Source organism: Streptomyces sp. NBC_01498, from assembly GCF_036327775.1.
Taxonomy (GTDB): domain Bacteria; phylum Actinomycetota; class Actinomycetes; order Streptomycetales; family Streptomycetaceae; genus Streptomyces.
Genome location: NZ_CP109598.1, coordinates 6441975 through 6466814, shown reverse-complemented (window position 1 = coordinate 6466814; position 24840 = coordinate 6441975). Strand labels below are relative to the sequence as shown.

24 protein-coding genes are annotated in these 24840 nt (G+C 71.5%); 2 read left to right on the top strand and 22 right to left on the bottom strand.

The genetic code is table 11. The features are described 5' to 3' along the window. Nucleotides 1–37: 37 nt before the first annotated feature. The 4 genes from OG875_RS27545 to OG875_RS27530 form a co-directional block, all read right to left on the bottom strand. Entirely contained in the window at nucleotides 38–1189 is a 1152-nt protein-coding gene (locus tag OG875_RS27545; RefSeq protein ID WP_330176921.1) for an ABC transporter substrate-binding protein, read from the bottom strand. A gap of 153 nt (nucleotides 1190–1342) precedes the next feature. Further along, a complete protein-coding gene (locus tag OG875_RS27540) occupies nucleotides 1343–2230 on the bottom strand; it encodes a fumarylacetoacetate hydrolase family protein (RefSeq protein ID WP_330176920.1) in 888 nt (295 codons plus the stop codon). Next, nucleotides 2227–3459, bottom strand: a complete 1233-nt coding sequence (locus tag OG875_RS27535; protein ID WP_330176919.1) for a cupin domain-containing protein — start codon at nucleotides 3457–3459, stop codon at nucleotides 2227–2229. Before OG875_RS27535 ends, OG875_RS27540 begins: the two co-directional genes overlap by 4 nt. Before the next feature lie 53 nt (nucleotides 3460–3512). Next, nucleotides 3513–4778 (bottom strand): FAD-dependent oxidoreductase, encoded by a 1266-nt coding sequence (locus OG875_RS27530; RefSeq protein WP_330176918.1) that lies wholly within the window; start codon nucleotides 4776–4778, stop codon nucleotides 3513–3515. A 57-nt stretch (nucleotides 4779–4835) separates the two neighbouring features. Here OG875_RS27530 and OG875_RS27525 point away from each other — a divergent pair, with 57 nt between their 5' ends. Further along, nucleotides 4836–5645, top strand: a complete 810-nt coding sequence (locus OG875_RS27525; protein ID WP_330176917.1) for an IclR family transcriptional regulator — start codon at nucleotides 4836–4838, stop codon at nucleotides 5643–5645. Between the two features lie 47 nt (nucleotides 5646–5692). Here OG875_RS27525 and OG875_RS27520 read toward each other — a convergent pair whose 3' ends face one another. From OG875_RS27520 to OG875_RS27440, 17 genes are all read right to left on the bottom strand, one after another. Further along, on the bottom strand, nucleotides 5693–7468 hold the full coding sequence (locus OG875_RS27520) for an ethanolamine ammonia-lyase reactivating factor EutA (RefSeq protein WP_330176916.1): 1776 nt from the start codon (nucleotides 7466–7468) through the stop codon (nucleotides 5693–5695). Beyond that, nucleotides 7465–8184, bottom strand: coding sequence for a class II aldolase/adducin family protein (locus OG875_RS27515; RefSeq protein ID WP_330176915.1), 720 nt, complete (start codon nucleotides 8182–8184; stop codon nucleotides 7465–7467). Before OG875_RS27515 ends, OG875_RS27520 begins: the two co-directional genes overlap by 4 nt. Next, nucleotides 8181–9341, bottom strand: coding sequence for a Rieske 2Fe-2S domain-containing protein (locus tag OG875_RS27510; RefSeq protein WP_330176914.1), 1161 nt, complete (start codon nucleotides 9339–9341; stop codon nucleotides 8181–8183). The genes OG875_RS27515 and OG875_RS27510 overlap by 4 nt, the downstream gene beginning before the upstream one ends. Beyond that, the gene (locus OG875_RS27505; protein ID WP_330176913.1) at nucleotides 9338–9730 is read right to left on the bottom strand and encodes a hypothetical protein; all 393 of its coding nucleotides are present in this window, start codon (nucleotides 9728–9730) and stop codon (nucleotides 9338–9340) included. Before OG875_RS27505 ends, OG875_RS27510 begins: the two co-directional genes overlap by 4 nt. Nucleotides 9731–9732: 2 nt before the next feature. Next, complete coding sequence (locus tag OG875_RS27500; protein WP_330176912.1) at nucleotides 9733–10821, bottom strand: cupin domain-containing protein; 1089 nt, start codon at nucleotides 10819–10821, stop codon at nucleotides 9733–9735. Nucleotides 10822–10840: 19 nt separating this feature from the next. After that, on the bottom strand, nucleotides 10841–11947 hold the full coding sequence (locus OG875_RS27495) for an ABC transporter substrate-binding protein (RefSeq protein WP_330176911.1): 1107 nt from the start codon (nucleotides 11945–11947) through the stop codon (nucleotides 10841–10843). A gap of 17 nt (nucleotides 11948–11964) precedes the next feature. Continuing rightward, the gene (locus OG875_RS27490; protein WP_330176910.1) at nucleotides 11965–13845 is read right to left on the bottom strand and encodes an ABC transporter permease; all 1881 of its coding nucleotides are present in this window, start codon (nucleotides 13843–13845) and stop codon (nucleotides 11965–11967) included. Continuing rightward, entirely contained in the window at nucleotides 13842–14963 is a 1122-nt protein-coding gene (locus OG875_RS27485) for an ABC transporter ATP-binding protein (RefSeq protein ID WP_330176909.1), read from the bottom strand. The genes OG875_RS27490 and OG875_RS27485 overlap by 4 nt, the downstream gene beginning before the upstream one ends. Nucleotides 14964–15163: 200 nt before the next feature. Then, nucleotides 15164–16138 carry a PDR/VanB family oxidoreductase gene (locus OG875_RS27480; RefSeq protein WP_330176908.1) on the bottom strand — a complete coding sequence of 325 codons (975 nt, stop codon included), beginning with the start codon at nucleotides 16136–16138 and terminating at the stop codon, nucleotides 15164–15166. A 6-nt stretch (nucleotides 16139–16144) separates the two neighbouring features. Next, nucleotides 16145–16834 (bottom strand): 4-carboxy-4-hydroxy-2-oxoadipate aldolase/oxaloacetate decarboxylase, encoded by a 690-nt coding sequence (locus OG875_RS27475; RefSeq protein ID WP_330176907.1) that lies wholly within the window; start codon nucleotides 16832–16834, stop codon nucleotides 16145–16147. Nucleotides 16835–16844: 10 nt separating this feature from the next. Beyond that, on the bottom strand, nucleotides 16845–17552 hold the full coding sequence (locus OG875_RS27470; RefSeq protein WP_330176906.1) for an RraA family protein: 708 nt from the start codon (nucleotides 17550–17552) through the stop codon (nucleotides 16845–16847). Next, a complete protein-coding gene (locus OG875_RS27465; protein ID WP_330176905.1) occupies nucleotides 17549–18235 on the bottom strand; it encodes an RraA family protein in 687 nt (228 codons plus the stop codon). The genes OG875_RS27470 and OG875_RS27465 overlap by 4 nt, the downstream gene beginning before the upstream one ends. Then, nucleotides 18232–19347: a hypothetical protein gene (locus OG875_RS27460; RefSeq protein ID WP_330176904.1), complete on the bottom strand. Its 1116-nt coding sequence runs from the start codon at nucleotides 19345–19347 to the stop codon at nucleotides 18232–18234. Before OG875_RS27460 ends, OG875_RS27465 begins: the two co-directional genes overlap by 4 nt. A 6-nt stretch (nucleotides 19348–19353) precedes the next feature. Further along, nucleotides 19354–20448, bottom strand: coding sequence for an amidohydrolase family protein (locus tag OG875_RS27455; RefSeq protein WP_330176903.1), 1095 nt, complete (start codon nucleotides 20446–20448; stop codon nucleotides 19354–19356). Between the two features lie 373 nt (nucleotides 20449–20821). Continuing rightward, nucleotides 20822–21763, bottom strand: a complete 942-nt coding sequence (locus tag OG875_RS27450; RefSeq protein ID WP_330176902.1) for an ornithine cyclodeaminase family protein — start codon at nucleotides 21761–21763, stop codon at nucleotides 20822–20824. Then, nucleotides 21760–22893: a pyridoxal phosphate-dependent aminotransferase gene (locus tag OG875_RS27445; RefSeq protein ID WP_330176901.1), complete on the bottom strand. Its 1134-nt coding sequence runs from the start codon at nucleotides 22891–22893 to the stop codon at nucleotides 21760–21762. The genes OG875_RS27450 and OG875_RS27445 overlap by 4 nt, the downstream gene beginning before the upstream one ends. Then, nucleotides 22890–23543: a helix-turn-helix transcriptional regulator gene (locus OG875_RS27440; protein ID WP_330176900.1), complete on the bottom strand. Its 654-nt coding sequence runs from the start codon at nucleotides 23541–23543 to the stop codon at nucleotides 22890–22892. The genes OG875_RS27445 and OG875_RS27440 overlap by 4 nt, the downstream gene beginning before the upstream one ends. 202 nt (nucleotides 23544–23745) lie before the next feature. On the opposite strand from OG875_RS27440, the gene OG875_RS27435 reads away from it, so the two are divergent. After that, on the top strand, nucleotides 23746–24336 hold the full coding sequence (locus OG875_RS27435) for a TetR/AcrR family transcriptional regulator (protein WP_330176899.1): 591 nt from the start codon (nucleotides 23746–23748) through the stop codon (nucleotides 24334–24336). 102 nt (nucleotides 24337–24438) lie between these two features. Here the strand turns inward: OG875_RS27435 and OG875_RS27430 are convergent, their stop codons facing one another. Next, nucleotides 24439–24789 (bottom strand): VOC family protein, encoded by a 351-nt coding sequence (locus tag OG875_RS27430; protein WP_330176898.1) that lies wholly within the window; start codon nucleotides 24787–24789, stop codon nucleotides 24439–24441. Between the last annotated feature and the right edge of the window lie 51 nt (nucleotides 24790–24840).

The following is a 24840-nucleotide window of genomic DNA, read 5'->3' as shown; positions in this document are numbered from 1 at the left end:
GGACCCGGGGGCTCCGGGGTCCCCCCGTCCGGCCCGGTCACTGGGGGCCGAGCAGGTCTACGAGCATCGTCTGGAGGCGCTTGACGTCCTTGGTCAGGACGTCCCAGCCGTAACTGTCGTAGTACTCGGTGCCCTTCTCGGGGACGGTGGCGTCCAGATCGGCCGGGACGGGCACGTCCGCGCGGTTGCTGGGCACCTGGAGGGCGTTGGTCCACACGGAGTTCCCGTCCTTGCAGACCAGCCAGTTGACGAGCAGCTTGGCCGCGTTCGGGTGCGGGGCCTTGTTGTCGATCGCCAGCAGGCTCGATCCGCCGGTGGAGACGGCCGGGGCGCCGGTCAGCTTGATCTGCTTCAGCGGCAGTCCCTCGCCGAGGGCCTCGGCGGTCTCCGCGGTCTGGAGGGACAGGCCGAAGGCGTACTTGCCCCGGGCGATGTCGTCCAGTTCCTGGCGCTGGTCGGTCAGCAGGGTCGGCTTCTGGTCGACGTAGAGGGACTTGACGAAGTCGTCGCCGTACGCCTTGTCGAAGGAGCCCACGTCGTAGATGGCGCCGCCGTTGGAGCGCGGGTCGTCCACGACGATCTTGCCCTTCCACTTCGGGTCGAGCATGTCCTCGAACGAGGTCAGATCGCCGTCCTTCACCAGATCGGTGTTGACGACGACGCCGGAGTCGACGTACGTGGAGAGCTGGAGGATCTTGTCCTGCTCGGGGTCGACCCACTTGGGCGCGCCGTCGCGCCAGTTCCCGGCGGTCAGCAGCGCGGGGTCGAGCGCCTCCTTGAGGGAGCCGATCCAGCCCTCGCCGTAGTAGGTGGCGGACATCGTGTTGCCGCCGCCGCCGAAGACGTCGTGGGTGTAGACGCCGGCCTTGCGTTCGGCCTGGAGCTTGGCGGCGATGTCGCTGTTGCGTCCGCCGACGTAGTTGACCTTGACGCCGTACGTCTTCCGGAACTCGCGCGGGACGTCGGTCCGTACGCTGCCGTCCGGTGTGCCGGTCATGACCACCTCGCCCTCCTTCGCGGCGGCTTTCGCGAGTGTGCCGTTCGGGTCGGGGCAGCCCGCCGTGACCTTCGGGCCGTCGGCTCCCGGCGCGGCGCCGCCGTCCGCCGTGTCGTCGGACGTGCCTCCCCCGCAGGCTCCGACGAGCAGCAGTACGGCGGCGGGGAGGAGGAATCTGGCTTTTGTCGTCATCGGAACTGCCCTCACCTGTTCTCGGTGCACCTGAGCGATTGGTCTGCTGATGTCGGGACCATAGCCATGGAGTTCTCACCCGAGGAATGGTGGCGACAGATATTCCTTTAGCGGGAATCAGAGGGGGCGATGCGAGGTACGGGCCGGGCCGGGTCAGCGGAGTACGGCGGCCTCGGCCTCGACCGGCAGGGTCATCTCGCCGAGCCGGCTGATCGAGGTGCGCAGCACGTCGCCCGGCACGATCGGGCCGACACCGGGCGGCGCTCCGGTGAAGATCACGTCGCCGGGGTGGAGCGTCATCATGCGCGAGGCGTAGGAGACGATCCTCGGTACGGAGGTGAGGAGCGCCGAGGTGTTGACGGCCTGCCGGGGCTCCCCGTTGCAGGTCAGGAGGATGTCGAAGTCGGCCGGGTCGCCCGCCTCGTCGCTCGTGGTGAGCCAGGGTCCGAGCGGGCTGAAGGTGTCGTAGCTCTTGCGGCGGGAGCGGTCGGCGGGGCTGCGGACGGTGATGTCGAGTCCGATGGTGTAGCCGAGCACATGGGTCGGCGCGTCCTCCACGGCGATGTCCTTGCCCCCGGCGCCGATGACGACGACCAGTTCGGACTCGTGGTGGATCTCGCTGCCCTCGGCGAGCACCTCGCGCGGCAGGACGATGCCGTCCTCGGGGCCGGCGATCGAGGAGGGGGACTTGAGGAAGACGTCGAAGTTCATCATCCAGGACTCGACCTGCCCCAGGGTCCGTTCCTGGACGGCGTGCATCTCCGCGACGTGTTCCCGGTAGTTGCTGGCGGCAGCGATGATCTTCGTCGGGCCGAGGACGGGCGCGGCCAGCCGGACGGATTCCAGCGGCAGCGCCGGGCCCTGGCGGGCCGCCGCGCGCAGGGCGGGTTCGAGGGAGGCGAAGTCCCGGCACATGGCCCGCCACCAGCCCGCGAGGAGCGGATCGGGCTCGTGCGGCCAGGGCAGGGCGTCGGTGACGTCGACGACGTGGTCGCCGGTGACGACGCCGAGACGGTGGTCGTCGAAGATCGCGAGTCTCATGTGCTCACCGGTTCCTGGTCGGAGGCGACGGTCTCCGGGGACCCGGAGCGGGGAAGCTGCGCGGGGACGAAGACACCGGTGACGTCCTGGGGGGCGTCCAGGGGCTGTTCGCGGTAGACGCCGAGGGCCCGCAGGACGGGGCTGTCCCCGATGCCGAAGAGGTCGGCGCCGTCGGCGCTGGCGTGCTCGGCGGCGGCCCAGGACGGGACGACGAACATGTCGCCGGCCGACCAGTCGAAGTGCCGGCCGTCGATGACCGAGCTGCCGGACCCCTGGTACACGACGAAGACGCTGTTGCCGGTGCGGCGCAGCGGGAGCGTCGCGGCGCCGGGCCTCAGCCGGTGCATGCCGCAGCTGAGCGTCGGCATGACGCTGGCGCCGGTCTCGGGGTTGACGTACTCCAGGCTGACCATCGGTTCGCCGCTCGCGGCGGCGAGCCGGGCGAGTTCCCGGTCGGTGTCGGGCCACCGGTAGACCAGCAGCGGGGAGTGAGCGGTGGTCAGGACGTCGCGGACGGCGCCGTCGACGTAGCGCGGGCCGGGGCCCGCCGCCGTCTCGGACCGGTTGTGCGGATCGGTGTCGGGCTGCCGGAAGTCGGGGTACGGCTCGAAGAACACCGCGTCGAGTGCCTCGATCATGGGCAGGTCGAGCCCGTCGAACCAGAGCATCGGTCCGTCGCTGGCGCTGCTGTGGTCGTGCCAGTTCCAGGACGGGGTGAGGATCAGGTCGCCGGGGTGCATGTCGCACACGTCGCCGTCGACGGTGGTCGCCACGCCGTCCCCGGAGAGGATGAAGCGGATGGCGCCGGGGCTGTGGCGGTGGGCGGGGGCCGTCTCGCCGGGGCCGAGGCACTGGATGGCGCCCCACAGGGTCCCGGCGGCGTAGGGCAGTCCGTCGAGTCCCGGGTTGCCGAGGCTGAGGACGCGGCGTTCGCCGCCGCGCTCGACGGGGATCAGGCGCAGTGCCCGCCCGGCCAGTTCGGCCAGCACGCCCGCGCTCCACAGCCAGGGGATCGCGCGGGGGCGCGGCGTGGGGGGGAGCAGGTCCCGGGTGACGGTCCACAGCGGTCGCAGGTCGACGGCGGCCAGGTCCTCGTAGAGGGAGGCGAGTTCGCGCTCCTCCGAGGGGTCTTCCGCGGAATCCTCCGCCGGGTCCGGCGCGGGCTCCCGCCCCGGGTCCGGTACGCGGTCCTCCCCGGCCCTCGCGCGTGGGGTGTTGTCGAGTGTCATGGGTCCTCTTTCGCCTGCGCCGTGCCCGGTGGGGCCCGGCGGCAACGGTCGGGTCAGCTGGTGGCGTCCGCCGCCTGTTCCCGGTGGCGGACGTCCTGGGGTGGCAGGCCGATGCCGAAGCGGGCCACCGATTCGAGCAGGGAGGCGCGCCGGCACCAGGCGCGGGCCCGGTCGGGGTCGGCGGCGACGGCGCTCAACTCGGCGTGGTTGGCCTGTCGTCGGGCCTCGTCGCGTTCGCTGATGCGCTCGGTGTTGCGTTTGGTGTCCGCCTGGACGTACTCGACGGCCACCTGTCGGCGTATCTCGGCGAACGTCTCCAGTTCGGCCGTCGCGTCGGCGCCGTCGAGCAGCACGCGGGCGAGCCGGCGGGCGAGGTCGACGGCGTCGTGGATGCCGCTGTTGAGACCGACCCCGCCGAGCGGGCTGTTGATGTGCGCGGCGTCGCCGATCAGCGCGCAGCGCCCGGCGACGAAGGTGTCCGCGACCCGCTGGTGCACGTTGTAGATCTGGCGGTCGCCGATCTCGTAGCCGCCGGGCAGGGGCGCGATGCCCTGGAGCCGCGCCTGCATCTCGGCGGGGTCGGTGGCCTCCTCGTACGTCTGGCCGACCGGTACGGGGTACACGGCGCGCCAGGATTCGACGGTACGCAGCAGGAAGAGCCATTCGTCCGGATCGGCGACGTAGTTGACGTCGGCGATGTCGGGGATGAGGGCGCGGAAGTCGGCGGAGGTGCTGGCGATCAGGAACCGCTCGGGGTAGGTGAAGCCGGTGAACCGCACACCGAGCAGCCGCCGGGCGGTACTGCCGGCGCCGTCGGCGGCGACGAGGAAGCTGCCGCGCAGGCTCACCGGCCCCGAGGGGCCGCGCCCCTCGACGAGCACGCCCTCGTCGTCCCCCGTGATGCCGGTGGCCTCGATGCCGTAGGACAGGGTGGCGTCCGGTTCGTCGGCGAGCCGGGCGACCAGCATGCGCACCAGATGCTGCTGGTTGAGCTGGAGCCGGTGGGGGTACTTCGTCTCGTCCTTGAGGACGCCGAAGTCGAACTCGGCCACCAGACCCTCCCGCCGGTCGCGGTACTGGTAGCGGGGCACCGTCAGTCCTTCGGCGTGCATCCGCGCGGCCACGCCGAGTTCGTCGAGGAGTTCGAGCGTGGGCGGATGGAAGGTCGACGCGCGCCAGTCGGTGCGCGGCTCCGGTTCCCGCTCGACGAGGTGGACGCGTACCCCCGCCCTGGTGAGCGCCCAGGCCGCGGTGACGCCGACGGGGCCGCCGCCCAGGACGATCACGGGCGGCTCACGATGATTCGACACGAATGTCATAGCCCAAACCTTAGTGATTGTTCCGCGCCACGAAAGAGTTGGCGCTACTATTCCGGCATGAAGAACTCAGTGCACGATGAACCTCACCACCCCGTCCCGCAGTCGGCGCAGACGGGTCTGTCATCGGTCGACAACGCCCTCCAGTTGCTGCACCTCATCGGCGAGCGGCGGGCACTGCGGGTCGCGGACGCCGCCGACGAACTGGCCGTCGCCCGGTCCACGGCACACCGCCTGCTGACCACGCTGCGCAGGCACGGCTTCGTGACCCAGGACAAGCCGAACGGTGTCTACCGGCCGGGCCGCGCCCTGTTGGAGATCGGACTGGCGGCGATAGGCCGCGTCGACATCCGGCACGCCGCGAGGCCCGTACTGGAAAAGCTCAGCGAGGACACCCAGGAGACGGTCAGTCTGCTGCTGCTGGAAGGGGACTGCGTCCGGTTCATCGACTGTGTGGAGGGCTCCCGGTCGGTACGGGTGGCCACCCGTACCGGGATCGTCCTGCCCGCGCACTGCACGGCGGGCGGGAAGGCGATCCTGGCGGCGCTGCCGGCCAGTGACCTGGGCCGGCGCTACCCCACCAGGCAGCTGGACACCCGTACGCCGAACTCCATCTCCACCTGGGGAGAGTTGACGTCCGAACTCGACGAGATCCGGGACAGCGGGTTCGCGGTCAACTTCGGCGAGGGGGAGAGCAGCATCTGCGCCGTGGGGATGGCGGTCTACGATCTGATCGGCTATCCCCTCGCGGCGATCGCCGTGGCCGTTCCCAGTTCCCGGCTGGAGAACCTCGAACAGGCCCGGGAGATCGCCCCCTTGCTGGTGCGGGCCCAGGAGTCGGTGCGCGACGCGCTCAACGAGACGGACTGAGCGGGGCTGCGGGGCCGGCCGCGGTCCGGCCCGTACCGTCGTGCCGTTCACAGCGAGAACACCAGGGACTTGAGGGAGACCGGTACGGTCCCCGACTTGGCGAGCACGGCGCCGATGTCGACATGGTCGAGTTCGGTGACGCTGATGCCGTCGACGGAGACGACCGGCACGGTGACGCCCTGGTCCAGCAGCAGGGCGCCGACGGACCTCGCGATGTCCCCCTCGAACAGCAGGCACAGCGGCAGCCCGGCCGCGATCCGGTCGCCCAGACCGCGCCGGACGCCCCGGACGAAGGCGTCCAGCCGGGGAAAGCTCGGCAGCCCGGTCCACCGGAATCCGAAGACCAGCGGGTCCTCCGGTTCCATGTCGATCCGCGCCAGATGACGGGTGATCGCCTCGGCGACCCGGTCGGCGTCGACCGTCTCCCCCAGCTCCACCTCGGGGCGCACGACCCGCAGATTGTGCAGCGGGAGCAGCGCGGGATCGCCGATGTGGATCGTGTTGCCGCTCACCTGCACGGTGTACTGGGACGCTCCGAGCACCGTGGCCCTGATGGCCCGGCCGCCGTTCTCCACCGGGCCGGGCAGCCGGCCGGTGCGGGCGGCGAGCGCGCGGCCGAGGAAGGGCCCCAGATCGCCGAAGTCCCGTGACTCGCGGCCGTGGACGTACTCCGCCACTCCCCCGGAGAACAGCACGGCGTCGTAGGGCCCGTGCTCGGTCAGCGGATCGGTGAGCCGGAGACCGGCGAGGGAGAGGGCGCCCGCGTGGATTCTTTCGGAGGATCCGCCGGTCCCGGGGAGGGCGGTGACCTCGGCGAGGACGGCGTCGGCCATCAGCTCGGCCAGTGCGGCGAGTTCACCCGGCGTGGTCCGGTCGCCCAGCGACCAGTCGTGGCCGAGCGCCGCCGCCAGGCGTCTGCCCGCCGGTTCCAGGCGGACGATCCGGCCGTCGCCGTCGACCACGATCAGCCGGGCGCCCAGATGGAGCGCGGCGGTCGACCGTACGGTCCCGGACTCGGCCACCGACAGTTTGGTGGTGCCGCCGCCCATGTCGATGTTGAGCACCCGCGCGTGGCCCCGCTCGCTCCTGGCCACCGCGCCCGAACCGTGCGCGGCGAGCGTCGCCTCCATGCCGTGTCCGGCGGTGGCGCAGATGAACCGTCCGGTGCGGGACGCGAACAGATCGGCGAGGGCGCGGGCGTTGTGGCGGCGGGTGGCCTCGCCGGTCAGGATCACGGCGCCGGTGTCGACGTCGTCGGCCGAGACACCGGCCGCCGCGAACGCCTCCTCCACGATGGTCCCGAGGGCCTCGCCGTCGATGGTGAGCCCCTCGGCGTACGGGGTGAGCACGACGGCCGACTCGTGGACGATCTGCTTGTCCACGACGGCGTAGGCGCTGGAGAGTTCGCGGCCGAGACGGCGCAGCGTCAGCCGGGAGAAGAGCAGTTGGCTGGTGGCCGAGCCGATGTCGACACCGACGCTGGTCAGCACGATCTGGTCGCGCTCCCAGAGGGGGTGGTCCGGGTCCTCGGGCCAGATGCTCACACCGTGGTCGTGGTCGTGGTCGTGCCCGTCGTGGCCGTGGTGACCGTCGTCGCGGTGATGCCCGGGTGCGTGTACGTGGTCGTGCCCGGGTGCGTGTACGTCGTGGTCCACGTGGTCGTGGTCGTGATCGGGTGCGTGGTCGTGCTCGTGCGCGGATGTGTGCTCGTGGTCGGGTGCGTGTACGCGCTCGGGTGCGTGCTCGTGCTCGTGCGCGGATGTGTGCTCGCGGTCGGGTGTCCGCGGCTGCCGGGCCGGGTCCGTCGCGGTCGTGTCCGTCATGTCGCCACCCCTTCCTCGGCGAGCCGCCGGTAGTAGCGCCAGGCGGAGTCGATCAGTTCGGGCCTCGTCCGGCCGTCGCCGACGACCGCCTTCTCGTCGGCCGGGTCGATGCACCGCGGCTCACCCAACTGCCGTGCCAGGAAGTTCAGTTCGGCCAGCTCGTTGAGTTTGACGACGTTCAGCGCCGCCTCCTCGGGGCTCCGGCCCACGGTCGTGACCCCGTGCCCGCGCATCAGACAGACGTCGGCGGGCCCGAGCGCGGCGGCCAGTTCGTCCCCCAACTCCGGGGTGTTGACCAGCACGGCCCGCCCGTACACCGGAACGCCCCGGCGCAGCAGCCGCAGGGCGTACGGGTCGTACGCGCCGATCACCGGGAGCAGCGGCACGTCGCAGACACCGAAGATCACCGGCATCGTCGGATGGACGTGCGCCACGCTGGTGACCTCCGGGCGTGCCCGGTACACCGCGAGGTGAATGGCGATCTCCTGGGGGGCCTTGAGTCCCGGCCCGCCGGAGAGCGTCGTGCCGTCCCGGTCGACCACGACGACGTCGTCGGCGGAGGCGTACCGGAGCCCGGATTCCGCGGGTCCCCGGGCCTTCACCGCGACGGTCCCGTCGTCCAGGAGGACGCTGACATGGCCGGCCGGCTCGCGGGTGAGTCCCAGACGGCCGAGGACACGGCAGGCCGCCGCGACACGCTCGGCCGGGGACGTCATCTCGTCCGGCCTTCGGCGACGGCCACCCTGGCCTGGCCCTGGGAGACGTCGAAGGTGACGCGTGACTTCTCCGGGTCCCGGATGAGGGCCATCGGGTCCTCGCCCGCCCGGACGCGTTCGATCTGCCGGCGCAGCAGCCGCCGGTACATGGCGATGCCCTTGTCCTCGGCGCCCAGGGTCTCCTTGGTGCGGTCGTAGATCGCGCCCTGGGTCTCCCAGGCCATCCGGTCCTGGCTGGTGAAGGTGGTCATGGTGTGGTCGCCGTCGGCGGTCATCTCCGAGGGGACCCGTACGACGCTGGGCTCCTCGTCGTGCACGCGCTCCTCGCCCGGCCGGTCCGGCAGCAGACCGGCCCGGATGAGCATGGTGTGTTCGTCGTCCACGGGCACCCGCCAGTGCATCGCCTGGAGCGGGCCCTCGGGGAGCCGGAGGATGTTGGGGAACACCAGCGGGTGCCCGGTCTCCTCCTCCAGGTCACCGGCGTTGTCGCGGTAGACGCGGCGCTTGATGATGCCCCACTCGAACTCCTCGAAGGAGTACTTCTCGATGGGGCGGTAGTAGTAGCTGCCCCGGTCGATGCCCTTGAGGTGCATGGTGTGGCCGTGCAGCCAGAAGGTGTGCACGGTGTCGACGGCGTTCTCCATCGGCTGGAGCCAGTTGCACCGCAGGTCCTCCTCCACATACAGGGTGAGGTGGCCGTCGCGGCGGTCGAGCACGTCCCACTCCGGCAGGACGGGCGGTTCGCCGGGGCCCATGTAGGTGAAGAGGAGGCCCCGGTAGGCCCGTACGGGATAGGCGGCGATCCTCGCGCGTTCGCGGGCCCGCCGGTTCTCCTGCTCGAAGGGCTGCTCCAGGCACTGGCCCGTGCGGTCGTACTTCCAGCCGTGGTACGGGCAGCGGATCTCGCACCCCTCCACGAAGCCGTAGTAGAGCGACACCCTGCGGTGCGCGCACGACTCCGCCACCAGGGCGTAGTCGTGGTCGTCGGTCAGATAGACCACCAGGTCCTCGCCGAGGATGCGGACGCGCTTGGTGCGCTTGTCCGGCGAGAGGTCGGCGGTGAGGGCGAACGGCTGCCAGTAGCGGCGCAGCAGGTCACCGGCGGGGGTGCCGGGGCCCACACGTGTAAGGAATGCGTTCTCGGCTTCACTGATCATGGTCGTGCTCCTCTTGATTCGGCGGGACCCGGCGCGGGGGCGGCGGCGGTGACCGCCGCCGCTCCCGGCACGGGGCCCCGGCGCAGGGCCGCCAGCAGCATGGCGGCGACGCTCTGCCGGAGGTCGTCGCGCTCCCCGGGGCCCCGCGCCGCCCATCGGTCGACGAGCCGGCGCAGGTACGGCGCGGCGTCCGCGTCCGGGAGGGTCTCGATGAGCGGCTCGATGTCGCGTCCGAGCTCCTCCAGGTAGTCCCACGTCCGGTCGTCGGCCGGGGTCCAGCCGAGGCGGGCCTGGAGCGCGTTGAGATAGCTCCAGAAGTCGATCGCCAGCGTCGGTCCGTCGGCCGCGACGTGGAAGTCCTCGTCGAAACGGCGTTCCAGGCTGATCATGGTCAGCCGGTCCGCAGACCGGCCCGCTCGTAGAGCGGTCCCATCCGGCTCTCGGCGCCGTTCTTCGCGAGATCGGCCTCGAAGGTCGCGCGTACCGAGGGGTCCTCGTCCTGGTACTCGATCTGGTCGCCGCCCTCCGTGGTGGGGCGGTCGATCAGGAACTGCTTGAACAGCGGGTACTTCTTGCTGCCCCAGCGCAGGGCGAGGTAACGGGCGGGCGTGGTACCGGTGTTGAAGTGCTGGTGGAACCAGCGCTCGGGCGGCACCACGATCGAGCCCCGCTGCCAGTCGACCTTGCGGACCGGCTCGCCCTCCCGCCAGAGCAGGGAGAAGCCGGTGCCGCCGAGGATGATCACATGGGCGCCGGCGTTGTGCCGGTGTGCCTTCTTGTACGTGCCGACGGGGAACTCCGACACATGGCCGCAGAGGCTGTTGTCGGCGATCTCCAGCATGACGTTGCTGCCGCCGGCGCCGCGCGCGGCCCACGACTTCAGCTCGATGCCGGCCGCGTCGGGGATGAACCTGCTCTCCCAGACGCGCGACTGGTAGGCCGTCCCGGCGCCGCTGAAGTCGTCCTTCTGGGCGCCGAACCGGTCGGTGAAGTCGAAGTCGCAGTCGTAGACGAACGAGCGGTTGTGGAACATCCGCATCACCAGCGGGGCGCTGGTGACCGTGTAGAACCGGGCGGGCTCGGATCCGCTGCCGTTGAAGTGCTGCGCGTACGCGTTGAGGGGGACGGAGAACACGCTCCCGGCGTTCCACTCGAACGTCGCCTCCGCCCCGGCGGAGTTCCACACCCTGGTCGAGCCCCGGCCGGACACGACGTAGGTGATCTCCTCGTAGAGATGGCGCTCGGGCGCCATCTGCCCGCCGGGGGCGATCTCGATGATGTGGGCGTCGTTGACGTCCTCGGTGCCCTCCAGCCGGGCGACCGCGGCCCGGCAGCCGCGCCGGGCCCAGTCGCCGAGTTCGACGGTGCGCAGGTCCTCGATGAACAGCCCTTCCACGACGGTCAGTCCCTCGTCCTTCAGCCATTGTTCGTAGGCCGTCGGGCGCTGGATCGTGGGCAGTTCGGTTTCCGCCGACGTCATCAGCGTGTCTCCCTGTGAGCTAGTTGGTGCCGATGAGGCTGGTGATCAGGTCCGTCGCGTCCTTGACGCCCTTGGTCAGGAACTCCCACGAGTTGGCGTCGAAGTAGTCCTCGCCGTCCTTCGGGACCTGCCACTCGGGCAGGTTCGCGGGCGGCTCGACGTCGGTGCGGGTGCTGATGCTCCCGTACGCGTCGTTCCACGCCTTGTTGCCGTCCGGGCAGGCCAGCCACTGGGCGAGGACCTTGGACGCCTGGGGGTGCGGGGGCTTGTCGGAGACGGCGAGGAAGCCGAAACCGCTGGTGGTCTGGAGCAGGTCGGGCAGGACGACCTGGACGGGAAGTCCGTCGTCGGCCGCCGTGTCGACGTCCAGCTGGCCGAGTCCGAGGGCGATCGGGTACTTGCCGCGTGCCAGGTCGTCGGTGCCCTGCCGGGAGTCGGTGAGCAGGATCGGCTTCTGGTCCTTGTAGAGCTGCTCGACGAACGCGTCGCCGTACTCCGGGTTGTCCTGGAACATCCCGACGTTGTAGATCGCGCCGCCGGGGCTGCGCGGGTCGATCGTGGCGATCTTGCCCTTCCACCTGGGGTCGAGCAGGTCCTTCCAGGTCTTGATCTCGTCCGGCTTCACCTTGTCGGTGTTGATGACGATCGGGACGCTGATGTAGCGGCTGATGCTGAGGATCTTCTTGTCCTGGTCCACGAAGGGCACGGTCCCGCCGCGCCACGGCTTGGTGTCCAGTTCCTCGGGGGTCAGCACATCGGTGAGCGGGGCGATCCAGTTCCGCGCGTGGTAGGTGTTCGCCATGGTGTCGGCGCCGCCCACGAACACGTCCTGGGAGTACAGCCCGGCCTTGCGTTCGGCGTCGAGGCGGGCCGCGTTGTCCTTGCCGCTGGTGCCGATGTAGTCGAGGTCGATCCCGTACGCCCGGGTGAACGCCTCGGGCAGTTGCCGGCGCACGGTGTCGGTGGGCGGGCCGGACATGACGACCTTGCCCTCCTTCTTCGCCGCGGCGACCAGTTCGCCCGAGGGGTCCGGGCACTGGCTGCCGGCCTTGGCGGGCGCCTTGCCGGCGCTCGTCGTGGCGACCGAGCCGTCGCCGCCGCCGCACGCTGTCGCGGAGAGGGCCACCGCGGCCCCTGCGGCGATCAGCTTCCAGTTGTGGTGAGCGAGGAATGCTTTGATGACGCACCTGCTTTCACTGCGGAGGGAAGTGACGGGCCGGGACCGGTGGCCGGGCGGCGGAACCGCGTACGCGATCCGCGCAGCCGGGACCGGCTGAGCGCGCGGGACAGCAGCGCCACCCCGACGGTGATCATGCTGATGATCACGCCCAGTACCGATGCCTGTTCGAGCACGCCACTGGTGCTGTATTCGAGGAGCAGGATCGACAGCGGCCGGGAGTCGTTGCTGCTGAGCAGGACGACGGTGCTGACGTCACTGACGGCGGAATGGAAGGTCAGAACACCCGCCGCGGCCACCGAGGGGCCGAGGAGCGGGAAGAGGATGTGGACGTAGGCCCGCGCGGGGCCGGCGCCGCAGATCCGCGCCGCCCGGTCCAGATCGGGGCTGACCTGGAGGATCGCGGCCTTCAACTGCTGGGTGCCGGTGGCCATGTGGCTGATCACCAGGGCGATGGTCAGGCCGAACAGGTTGCCGTACAGCACGGTGCGCAGCGGGGTGCCGAGGTAGACCCAGAGCAGTCCGAGGCCGAGCAGCATGCCCGGTACGGCGGCGGGCAGCCACGCCATGATGTCGATGCCGCCCCGGGCGGGCAGTTCGCTGCGGACGACGACGAAGGCGATGACGAAGTAGACGAGGACGCCGACCAGGGTGGCGATGAGACCGATGGTCAGGGTGTTGCGCACCGAGGAGGCGAAGAGGTTGTCGTTGAACAGCGCCGACCAGTGCGCGGTGGTGAAGGGGTCGCTGAGCTGGAAGAAGCCGAACCGGCGCATGAAGGAGCCGAGGAGGATCGCGCCCATCGGCAGGACGACGCTGACGGTCGCGTAGAGCGAGAGGACTCCGGCGACGACCCAGCGGCGTACCCGGCCGAGCCTGATGGGTTCGTCGTTGTAGGTGTGCGCGCCGACGGTGACGTAACTGCGGCTGCGTACGGCGTACCGCTGGATGACCGCCAGCGCGACGAGGACGGGGATGAAGACCGAGCCGAGCGCGGTCGCGGTGCCGAACTGGGGCGGGGAGGACTGGAGCCAGTTGTAGATCTGGGTGGAGTAGACGTTCAGCCCGATCGGGGTGCCCAGGAGCAGTTCGATCTCGAAGGTCTTGAGCGAGTAGACGAAGCTGAGCAGGGTGGCGGCGACGATGGCCGGGCGCATCATCGGCACGGTGATCCGTACGAGGGTGGTGAGGCGGCTCGCGCCGCACATCTGCGCGGCCTCCTCCATGGACCGGCTCATCCGGCGGAAGGCGGGCACCAGCAGGATCACCATGATCGGCACGGTGGTGGCGGTGAGATGGGTCCAGATGATGCCCCAGTAGCTGTAGATGTCCAGCGGGCCGTCGCTGATGTCGCCGAGGCCCGGCAGCCATCGGATCGCCTGGTTGAGCACGCCGTTGGCGGGGTCGAGGAGCAGGATCCAGCCGAGGGTGACGGACAGCGAGGGGATGAAGAAGGAGAACCAGAGGACGACTTCGATGATCTTGCCGCCGGGCATGTCGGTGCGTGCGATCAGCCAGGAGATGACGGTGGCGATCACCATGCCGATCAGGACCCTCGGCACGCCGAGTCGCAGGGTGTTCCAGGCGGACTCCCACATGGCGCCGTTGGCGAAGGCGTGGCGCCAGTTGTCGAGTCCGTAGCGGGCGGCGTCGCCGGGGTCGGCGACGTTGAGGCTGTTGAACAGCAGCAGCGTGACGGGGACGACGGTGACGGCGCCGACCAGGATCAGGACCGCGGTGCCGGTGAGCCGGGAGCCGCTGGAGCGGCGGGCCCTGGCGAGTCGTCCGACCGGTCCCGGCAGTGGTGCGATGTCGTCCGGTCCGGCCGGCGGCAGGACGGCGGTCACAGGGGCCACACCATGGCGCGGGCCGGGTCGGCCTGGACGAAGACGGTGTCGCCGGGCCGGTGCACCACCCGGCGCGGGGCGCTCAGCAGGACGTGGGAGCCGGCGATGTCGAGGACGTACTCGAAGCTGTCGCCGAGGTAGGCCGTGGACAGCACCCGGGCGGCGATCTGGTTCGGCGCGGGTCCGTCGTCGTGTCCGGGCAGCAGGTCGACGTCCTCGGGGCGCAGATACACGCCCACCCGGTCGCCGTTCGCGAGGTCGGCCGGTACGTCGGGGCCGACGATCTCGCCGACCCGGCCCGCCGGGGTGTCGAGCTGGATCAGGCGCCGGCCGGACTCCCCGGAGAGCACACCCTCCACGACGATGAGCCGGCCGAGGAAGTCACGTACGAACGCGGTCCTCGGGTTCTCGTACAGCTCCATCGGCCGGCCGATCTGCTCGACCTTGCCGTTGTTCATGACGGCGAGGCGGTCGGCCAGGGACAGTGCCTCGTCCTGGTCGTGGGTGACGAAGAGCATGGTGATGCCGAGTTCCTGGTTGAGCCTGCGGATCTCGCGCCGCATCTGGACCCGGAGCTTGGCGTCGAGGTTCGACAACGGCTCGTCCAGCAGCAGCAGATCGGGGGTGTAGACCAGGGCTCTGGCGAGGGCGACGCGCTGCTGCTGACCGCCGGACAGAAGGGTGGCGGGCCGTTCGGCGACGGCTTCGAGTCCGGTGACCGCGAGGATCTCCTCGACCCTGCGGCGCCTTTCGGCGCGCGGCACCCGGCGCATACGCAGCGGGAATCCGACGTTCTGGGCGACCGTCATATGGGGCCAGACGGCATAGGACTGGAAGACCATCGCGATATTGCGTTTCTCCGACGGGAGAAATGTGCCCCGGTCGGCGTCGGCGAGTGCCCGGCCGCGCATCGAGATCGATCCCCGGTCGATCTTCTCCAGGCCCGCGATCATCCGCAGCGACGTGCTCTTTCCGCAGCCGCTGGGGCCCAGCAGGGCGAATATCTCGCCCGCCTTCACGTCGAGGTCGATCCCGTCGACGGCGACGACTTCCTTGAACTTCCTGGTCACGCCGGACAGCTGGAGCTGAACGGCGGGCTCGCCGGAAACCTCGTCCACGGGCGCGGTGTGCCGGCCCCTGAGGCGGTCTGTCGTGCTCGCCCACATAGACATCTGTGACTCCTCGGAACAGTCCTGGTTCACACGACCTTAACCAGGAATACCTTATAGAGAAATACTCATTCTCTAAGTTCTTCGATATGGAATTCAGGCCCGGGGGCGGTGGCGGAACACCGGAGAGGGACAGCCGGAGATCCGGCTCAGAGATCCAGAGTGAGAAGGTCCGAGGCCGAGCGGCCGACGCAGATCATCATCGTGTCGCCGCTCTCCCGCTCCTCGTCCGACAGCACGGTGTCGTGGTGCTCCGGCACCCCGGCGAGGACCCGCGTCTCGCACGAGCCGCAGTAGCCCTCCTCGCAGGAGAACCCCACGTCGGGCGCGACCTCTCGGACCACGTCGAGCAGCGTCCGGTCCGGCGGGACCCGCACGGTCAGGCCGCTGCGCCGCAGCTCCACCGTGAAGGCGGCGGCGGCCGGGCCCGCCTCGCCGGCCGGCGTGGCGCCCGGCGGCGCGCCGAAACGCTCGACGTGCAGGGCGTCCGGCACGGCCGCGCAGGCATCGGTGACGGCCCGGACCATGCCCTCGGGGCCGCAGCAGTAGACGGCGGTGCCCGGCGGCGCGGCGCCGACCAGGTCCGTCAGGGGCAGCAGGCCGGACTCGTCCTGCGGGACGAGATGGACACGTGCGGCGCCGAGGTCCGTCAGTACGCCGGTGAACGCCATGCTCGCGCGTGAGCGTCCGCCGTAGTGCAGCTCCCAGGAGGCGCCGTCGGCGACGGCCCGCCGGATCATCGCCAGGACCGGTGTGACGCCGATGCCCCCGGCGAGGAAGAGGTAGTGCGGGGCGGGGACCAGCGGGAAGTGGTTACGCGGTCCCCGGGCCCGCAGCGTCCGGCCGACCAGCGCGGTGCCGTGCACCTCCACGGATCCGCCCCGGCCGCGTTCCTCACGGAGCACCGCCACGGTGTAGTGGCACGGGTCGTCCGGCGGGCCGCACAGGGAGTACTGGCGGACGGTGCCGCTGGGCAGCCGCAGATCGATGTGGGCGCCCGGTTCCCAGGGCGGCAGGGCGCCGCCGTCCGGGTCGGCCAGGGTGAGGGAGACGACGTCGGTCGCCTCCAGGCGGACCTGTTCGACCAGCAGCGGCCGGTCGGCGAGGGGGTCGAGTGGGGTCATGGCGGCTCAGTCCGTGCCGTCCGGGTCCGGCGGGCCGGCCGGCCGGAAACCGTAGATGTCGAGGGTCAGTTCGCCCGTGCCGATCCGGGCCAGACAGCCCGCCTCGGCGGCCTCGCGGGCGAGCCCTGCGGCCAGCACCGCCCCGGCCGCCGCCGCCGGGATCACCACGACGCCGTCGGTGTCCGCCACGACGAGGTCGCCGCGTTCGACGGTGACACCGCCGAGGGTGACGGGTGTGCCGACGGTGCCCGGGTCGTCCTTGACGGTGGTGCGGATCGCGACCGCCGAGCTGAAGACGGGGAAGCCACGCGCGCGCAGCTGGTCCACGTCGCGTACCCCGCCGTCGATCACCAGGCCCCGGACGCCGCGCGCCTGCGCGGCGGCCGTCAGCACCTCGCCCCAGTAGCCGCAGTCCTCGCCCCGCCCGTCGACCACCAGCACGTCGCCGGGCCCGGCCTGTTCGAGGACGAGATGCAGGGGGAGGTTGTCGGCCGGGGCGGTGGAGACGGGCAGGGCGCGGCCGACGAGCGCGGCGCCGGGCCAGACGGGGCGGATACGGGGCGGCAGGAAGCAGTCGAGCTTCGACGCCTCGTACAGGGTGGCGGTCCCGAGCCGCAGGAAGACGTCGGAGTCGGTGCCGTCGGTGTTCTCGTGGGGACCGGTGTGCTCGGTCCGCGTGTGCGCGGCGGTCGTCATGCCTGGCTCCTCATGCCTGGTTCCTCTGGAGGAGGTGGTAGCCGTGGGCGGCACGCGACTCGGCCAGGGTGCGGCCGGCGAGCACGTCCTCGACGATGCGGGACTCGCGTTCGTGGATGGAGTGGCAGATGTCCGCCAGTTCGTCCTCGACGTCGGGGGGTACGGTGACCGCCCCGTCGCCGTCGGCGATGATCAACTGGCCGGGGACCACCTGGATCCCGGCGACGCCCACCGGGCACCCGACGGCGCGCACCTCGACCCGGTCCTTGCCGGTACGCATGTAGCGGCCCCGGGTGAAGAGCGGATAGCCGACGTCGAGTGCCCGCCACACATCGCGGCAGACGCCGTCGATCACCGTGCCCGCGATGCCCCGGTCGTGGGCCATGGCGGTGAGGATGTCGCCCCATACGGTGCAGTCGGTGCGGCCTCCGTTGTCGAGCACCGCGACGTCACCGGGCGCCATGTCGTCCAGGTAGTCGCCGACTGTGCCGGCCGGGCGTCCGGCGGCGACGTACGAGACGGTGTAGGCGCGGCCGAAGATCCGCGCGCCGTCGGACAGCGGGGCGATACCGGGCAGACAGCCCTCCCGGCCGAGCCGGTCGAGCGCGTCGGAGACGGTGGCGGTGGAGTAGCCCGCCAGGGGGTGCGCCGGTGTGCCGGCCGTCACCGGCTCGCGGGGGACGGCGGCGGGGCCGCCGGTCACGGCTTCCTCGGTCACGGGGTGCTCTCCTCGACGGTGGGGAATCTGCTGTCGTGCATGACCTCGGCGACGGGCCGCCCCCGGGCGACCTCCTCGGCCATGGCGGATTCGCGGGCGACGAGGCGTTCGGCGAACGCGACGATCCGCTCGGCGTCGGCGCCGGGGACGAACGCGACCCCGTTGCCGTCGGCGACGACGTAGTCGCCGGGGCCCACGGTGATCCCGCCGAAGTCCATCGGCTCGTCCATGGCGTGCTGGACGATCCGCCCCCGCGCGCTGACGGGCACCACGGCCCGCGCGAAGACCGGCAGACCCAGTTCCCGGCTCTCGCTCACGTCCCGGCAGGCGCCGTCGACCACGACACCGGCGATGCCCCGCGCCGTGGCGGCGCGGCTGAGGATGCCGCCCCAGCAGGACACGTCCGGCCGCCCTCCGTTGCCGATGACCAGGACGTCCTCCGGGCCCGAGACATCCACCGCGGCGGCGGCCACATGACCCGCCGGCCGGTCGGAACGGCGCGGGCCCACCTCGACGGTGCGCACCCGGCCGGCGACGACATGGCGTACCGGCCATACCGGCGCGGGGCCGAGCGTCACCGCCGAGACCCCGTGGGCGTCGAGTGCGTCGGAGATCGCGCACGAGTCGAGGGACCGCAGCCGCTCCACGAGCGAGGCGTCCGGTGCCCGGTCGCCGGCCGTCATGACGCCTCCCCGGAACCGGCGGTGTCCGGGAGGGAGTCGGCCTGCCAGGTCATGAAGGCCATCGCGCACCCGGTGCCCGCCTCCGACCGGTAGCACGGCTCGTAACCGATCAGTTCGGCAGCGAGCGGGGAGGCAGCGGGCACGGAGGCACCGGGGACGGCGGGACCGGGTGTGGCGGCGGCCTGGAGCGGTGGGGCCTGGAGCGCGCCCGCCACGACGATCCAGTTGCGCATCTCCGAGGTACCCGAGCGCAGCACGGCGTCCGGCAGGGCGCACAGATGGCCGGTGTCGCGGCCGGTCAGCGCGGTCAGGAAGGCGCGGTCGAGTTCCTCGTCCACGACGAAGTGGCTCAGCCCGCCGGAGGCCACGATGCCCACGCGCAGGTCGCGCGGGTAGCTCCGGATCGCCTCGCCCAGGGCGACACCGAAGTCGAAACAGCGCCGGGCCGAGGGCGGGTTGGGCTCCCAGAAGGTGTTCACGAAGACCGGCACCGTCGGGGGTGCCTCGCCGCCGCCCAGCACCTGCTCGAAGACGAAGCCCCAGCCGTGCGGGATGCCGGAGTTGCCCCATTCGCCGGGGGGAAGTTCGCGGGAGGCGGCCGGGTCGAACCCGGCCGCGGAGGTGTGCTCGATCAGATACCGGGCCAGCTCGGCGTCGCCCGCCCGGACCGTGCCGACAGCCGGCACGTTGGCCACCTCGGCGACGGCCAGCCCCGGCTTCATCCGGTCCAGCTGCTCCTGGGTGAACGGCTCGTGCCGCATGGTGTCGCCCCAGTAGAAGGCGAACTGCGGCAGCAGTTCGTCGCCGAACACCTCCTTGTGGTCGCTGCTCACGACCACCAGGACATCGAGTTCGGCGGCCTTGATCCGCCGGCCCAGCTCCTCGATGTGCGCCCGGCAGGCGGTGTGGCGGCTGCGGCGCGCGTCCGGTTCGCACGCGGCGGCGAAGCCGGGCGCGCGCAGGGCGAGCAGCTCGTCGTACGGGTACTCCTCACCCCGGTAGACCAGCGCCGGGTTGGCCCGGTCGGCGGCGGCCCGCAGGCCCCAGTCATCGGGCGGTGTGTTCAGCAGGGGGCCGTGGGACGTGCCCACGCCCAGGACGAGGTCGGCCATGCCCGCTCACACCTCCAGGCGGAACAGGTCGACGGCGTTCGTCTCGAACAGCGCCTTCCGGTCGGCGTCGGTCAGCCAGTCGATGTCCTCGATGAGGAGATGGATGTCGTCGATCCAGCGGCCCGTCGCCGGGTCCCGGACCGAGCCGGTGCCGGGCTTCTCCGTACCGAACAGACAGCGGTCGACCCCGACGGTGCGCAGCAGGAACTCGATGGAGTCACGGGTGTAGAGGCAGGTGTCGTAGTGGAGACGCCGCAGGCGCTCCTCGAAGGTGGTGCCGGCGCGCAGGGCGGCGGGGTAGAAGCGGCCCTTCTGGTACGGGACGGCTCCACCGCCGTGCGAGACGACGATCTTCAGCTCGGGGAAGTCGTCCAGGACGGTCGACTGGAGCAGCCCGGCGACGGCCAGCGTCTCCTCCTGCACGAAGTGCAGGGAGTAGCTCTCGCGCGCCGGGGGGCGGCAGGCCGCGGAGTGGATGATCGCGGGGACGTCCAGTTCGCACAGCGCCTCCCACACCGGGTACCAGAAGCGGTCACCGATGGCGGGCGGCTGGCGCAGTCCCTCGTACGGGTCGGTGTTCAGCGTCGCGCCGACGAAGCCCAGCTCCTCGACGCAGCGGCGCAGTTCGCGGGTCCAGGCGGCGGGTTCGAGCTCCATCGACTGGGGCATTCCGGCGACTCCCCGGAAGCGGCCGTCGACCTCGCAGGCCAGGGCGATGACGTCGTTGGTCTCCTCGGTGAACCACTCGACCAGCTTGGCGGGGCTCTCGCTGTGCATCATCTGGAACGGCCGGGGCGAGATGAACTGGATGTCCACCCCGGCCTCGTCGAGGTGCCGCAGATGGGAGACGTTGCCGAAACTCGGATGCGGCGCGTTGAGCGCCTGCTCGACGAGTTCCCTGGTCACCCCGGTCCGCCCGCGCCCGTGGGCACCTCGGTGGGACAACAGTCCGGCCTTGTATGCGTAGAGCTTGTCGGGGGCGGTGACATGCCCGTGAACGTCGATATAGATGGCGCTGCCCTCCTTGTGACCGGAACGGGCGATGCCCGCCGTGGCCGGGCGAGCCGTCCGCGCGGCTTCTGCCCAGGTGTCCAGAACCATAGGGTCGGCGTGCTCTATACGGAATAGATTGCCGGTCAATTCCTTATAGCGGGACGGCCGTCCACCGTGGATCGTCCTTCCGTCCGGCCGCCAGGTCCGGGCCGGGGCTGTCGGCGAGGGGCGGGGCGCGATGGCGCGCGGCTATCGGCCGACAGAGCGCCACAATAAGGGAAATGTCCGCCACGGGACCGCCGCGACGGGATTTCGCCACCGGACCGAGACCTCACGACCGGGACCTCACGACCGGGACCTCACGCCGAGACGTCACGACCGGCGACGCGCGGCGACCGGGCCGGGGGCCGGGGCCGACGGGGGCGGCGCCGACGGGGCGGGGCCGTGCCAGGTCGGAGGGCGGGTCAGGGCAGCAGGAGGGTCAGGGCATCAGGCGGCCGAGGACGGCCGAGGCGAGTGCCGCGTCGAGTGCTCCGACACCGGTGAGGTCGGCGACCGTGATCGCGCCCTCCGGCCGGTCGACGGGTGACGCGAGCAGCAGCCCGGCGGCGGTGTCGGCGTCCGGGGCGGCCGTACCGGCGCGGACCGCGTGGCCGAAGTCGCCGTGGTCGAGACACTGGTCGTGGTCGTCGGTGGCGATGAGCGCGGCGCGGCGGAAGAGGTCCGGCGGGAGCTCGTTCTTGTGCGGCATGTCCGTGCCGATACCGGTGACCTGCGCTCCTTCGCGCACCCGGGCGGCGTCCAGGACCGGGGCCGTCGCCGGGGTCGTGGTGATGACGATGTCGGCGGTGGCCGCCTGGTCCGCCGGGGCGGGCCGGGCGGGCAGGCCGCGCGCCCGGAGCTCGTCGCACAGGGCGGCGGCCCTGCGCGCGTCGCGGCCGTGCACGAGGACGGTGTCGAGCGGGCGGAGTCCGGCCAGCCAGAGCGCCTGGAGGCGGGCCTGTTCGCCGGTGCCGAAGACGGCGAGGGTCGCGGCTCCGGGCCGGGCCAGGGCGTGGGTGACGAGCGCGCCCGCGGCGGCGGTGCGCAGGGCGGTCAGCAGCCCGTGGTCGTCGAGGAGGGCGCGGATCCGTCCCGTACGGGCGCTGATGACGCACACCAGACCGTGGTTGGCGGGAAGGCCCCGGGCCGGATTGCGGTAGAACCCGGTGGCGATCTTGACGGTGAAGTCCGGGGCGCCCGCGACCCTGCCCGCCTTGACGTGGCAGTCGCCGTCCGCCTCGGGGAAGGCCATGTGCAGCGGCGGCGGCACGCTGGTGCGGCCTTCGGCGTGCGCGATGAGCGCGTCCCGGACGGTGTCGAGGACCAGGGGCGTGGTGGCGGCCTCCTCGACGGCGGGCAGGCCGAAGACGGGGAGGGTCATCGCCGCGTACGCATCCACTCGGCGAAGGCGGCCAGGCCCCGCTCCGGATCGCGGCGGCCCATGCCGATACGGAACCGGTCGGCCGGGGTGGCGGTGAGTTCGGAGCGGTAGACACTCGCGGGCAGCAGCAGGACACCGGCCTCCTCCACCAGGCGGGCGCAGAACTCCTCCACCCCGTCGGTGCCGAGATAGCGGGGGTAGGCGACGCACCCGCCGTCCGGTGCCCGCCACTCGAAGTCCTCGGCGAACTCGGCGAAGAACGCGTCGTAGGCGGGCAGATTGGCCGCGATCAGCTTCCGGTTGCGGTCCAGGATCGTGTCGCGGGCCTTCAGCGCGACACGGGCGAGGACCTCGCTGGGCGCGGCGTTGCAGATGGTGGTGTAGTGCTTGGCCCGCTCCAGTCGCGTACGCAACTCCCGGTCCCGGCAGGTGATCCAGCCGATGCGCAGGCCGGGCAGGCCGAGGGACTTCGAGGTCACGTTGAGGGACAGTCCGCGCGGGGAGAGGTCGGCGGCCTGCGGCAGGGTGCGGGCGGGGTCGCGTTCGAGTCCCCGGTAGACCTCGTCGCTGAACAGGTGGATGCCGCGCTCGTCGCACAGGCGCGCGAGGGCGGTGAGGTCGGCGGTGCCGATGACCTTGCCGGTGGGGTTGTTGGGGAAGTTCACCGACACGACACGGGTGGTGGGCCGCAGCGCCGCCGCCACCCGGTCGAGGTCCAGGGCCCAGTCCCGGTCCGGGTCGAGGGCCACGCCGGTGACCTCGCACAGGGCCAGCGGTACGGTCTCGGCGGCCTGGTAGTTCGGGGTCACCACCACCGCGTGGTCGCCCGCGCCGAGCAGGACGTTCATCGCCAGGTAGAGGGCTTCCTCGGCGCCCGCGAAGCAGATGACGTCGTCCGCCCCGGCGTGCTCGTAGGTGCCCGCGATCAGTTCACGCAGGGCCGGATCGCCGAAGGTCTCGGTGTAGCCCAGAGACAGGTTCTCGAAGGCCTCACGGTCGGTGTCGTCGGCCAGTTCGAGCAGTTCGCGCAGCGTCATGGTCTGCGCGTCGGAGGCGGTCAGGTGGTGGCGGGCGGTGAACTCCCAGCGGGAGAAGTACGTCTCCAGCCGGAAGTCGGGCAGGCGGGTCATGCTCGTCGGTCCTCCGCGCTTGGTGTTCTGAGTTCGGCCAGCAGGTCGTAGACGGTGGACCGGGACACCCGCAGCGCCCCGGCGACGACCGGCGCGGCGCGGCGTACCGCGAACACCCGCTCCTCCTCCAGCCGGCCGACGACGGCCAGGCGGTCCTGGCGGGTGAGGCGTTCGACGGGGCGGCCCGTTTCGCGGACGTAGGCGCCGATCACGTGCTGGATCCGCTCGGACCAGTCCTGTGCGAACAGCGGCTCGGGGCGCGGCACGGTCGGGGCGCCGAACGCGGTCAGGACGGCGGCGGCCTGTTCGAGCGGCGTACGGTCGAGGTTGACGCAGAGCACCGCCGACGGCCGGTCCCGCTCGTCCCGCAGGACCGCGCTGACCGACGACAGGCGGCGGCCGTCCGCGAGCAGTTTCTCGTACGGGCCGTACACGTCCCGCGCGGACGGGGCGAGTTCGTCCAGTTCACCGAGGAGCGAAGGGTCGCCCGCGCCCCGGGAGGTCATCGGGTTCCAGACCTCCAGCACCCGATCGGTGTCCGGGTCGTGCAGGACGACCTCCGCGTACGGACCGAGCAGCAGCGCGACGGCCCGGCACACCGGCGCCCATCTGCGCACCCGGGGGTCCAGGGTCTCTTCCGCCTTCTCCATGCCTGGACTGTAAGTCCAGGCTGGACACAAAGTCCAGAGCCAATCGGCGGGCGGGGCACGTACGGAGCGGAAGGCCGTCCGCCACCGGGAGGGTCCGGGCGTCCGGGCCGGACTCCCGCCTCCCCCACGGGTCTCGCCCGCCCTCCCCCGGAGAAGTACCGTGTGCGGGTGGTTTCACCAGGTCGAAGACGGGGGCGCAACGATGGCGAACGGGGTTCGCGCGCAGCAGCGGGAGCAGACGCGGCACACCTTGCTGCGGGAGAGCCGGCGGCTCTTCTCCCGCCTCGGTTACGCCACCGTGGGCCTGTCGGAGATCGTCGGGGCGGCCGGAGTCACCAAGGGCGCGCTGTACCACCACTTCGGAAGCAAGGCCGAACTGTTCCGGGCCGTCCTGGAGCAGGTGCAGCAGGAGGTGGCCGCGCTCGTCGCGGCGGAGGCGGATGTCCAGGAGGACCCCTGGGACCAGTTCACCCACGGCTGCCAGGCGTTCCTGAGCGCGTCCACCGACCCCGCGATCCAGCGCATCATGCTCGTCGACGGGCCGGCGGTGCTCGGATGGCGGGACTGGCGCGCGATGAACGAGGCGACCTCGGGCCGCCATCTGGCCCGCGCGCTCACCGTCCTGATCCAGGAGGGCACCATCCCCGCGCAGCCCGTCGCGCCGCTCGCCCATCTGCTGTCGGGCGCGATGAACGAGGCGGCGTTGTGGCTGGCGACGTCGGAGGACTCCACCGACCTGTCGGACACCCGCCGGGCGCTGGCGCGGATGCTGGAGGCGCTGCGGGCGACCTGACCGGCGCCCCCTCACGGCGTACGGCCTCCGAAGCGGCTCCCGCTCCGGCACACGACTCCCGGACCGGCCGGCCCGGCGCACGACCCCCCGCCCTCCCGGCGGTCAGGCCGGTGCGACGACGTCGATCCGGACTCCGTTGGGGTCGGTGACGACCAGGTGTTTGCGTTCCGGGCGTCCCGCCGCCCCGAGTGCGGCGATCCGGTCCCACTCCTCGGGCCCGCCGTCCACCTCCACGGTGAGCCGCACCGCGCGCACCGGCCGCCGGAGCGACTCCGGCAGCGCCGGGTGGGTGTGGTCGACCAGGGCGAGCTCCTGCTGTCGCCCTCCGGGCCGGGCGAGACCGGCGTACCACCGGGTGGTGAACGTGGCCGTGAAGCCGAACAGCCTCTGGTAGAAGGCGCGGGACACCTCCAGCCGCGAGGTGCAGATCACCGGACAGAAGCTGGTCAGCATGGGGCGCCATCTCCACTCACGTACCATTGGTATGCGAATCGAACCTAATCG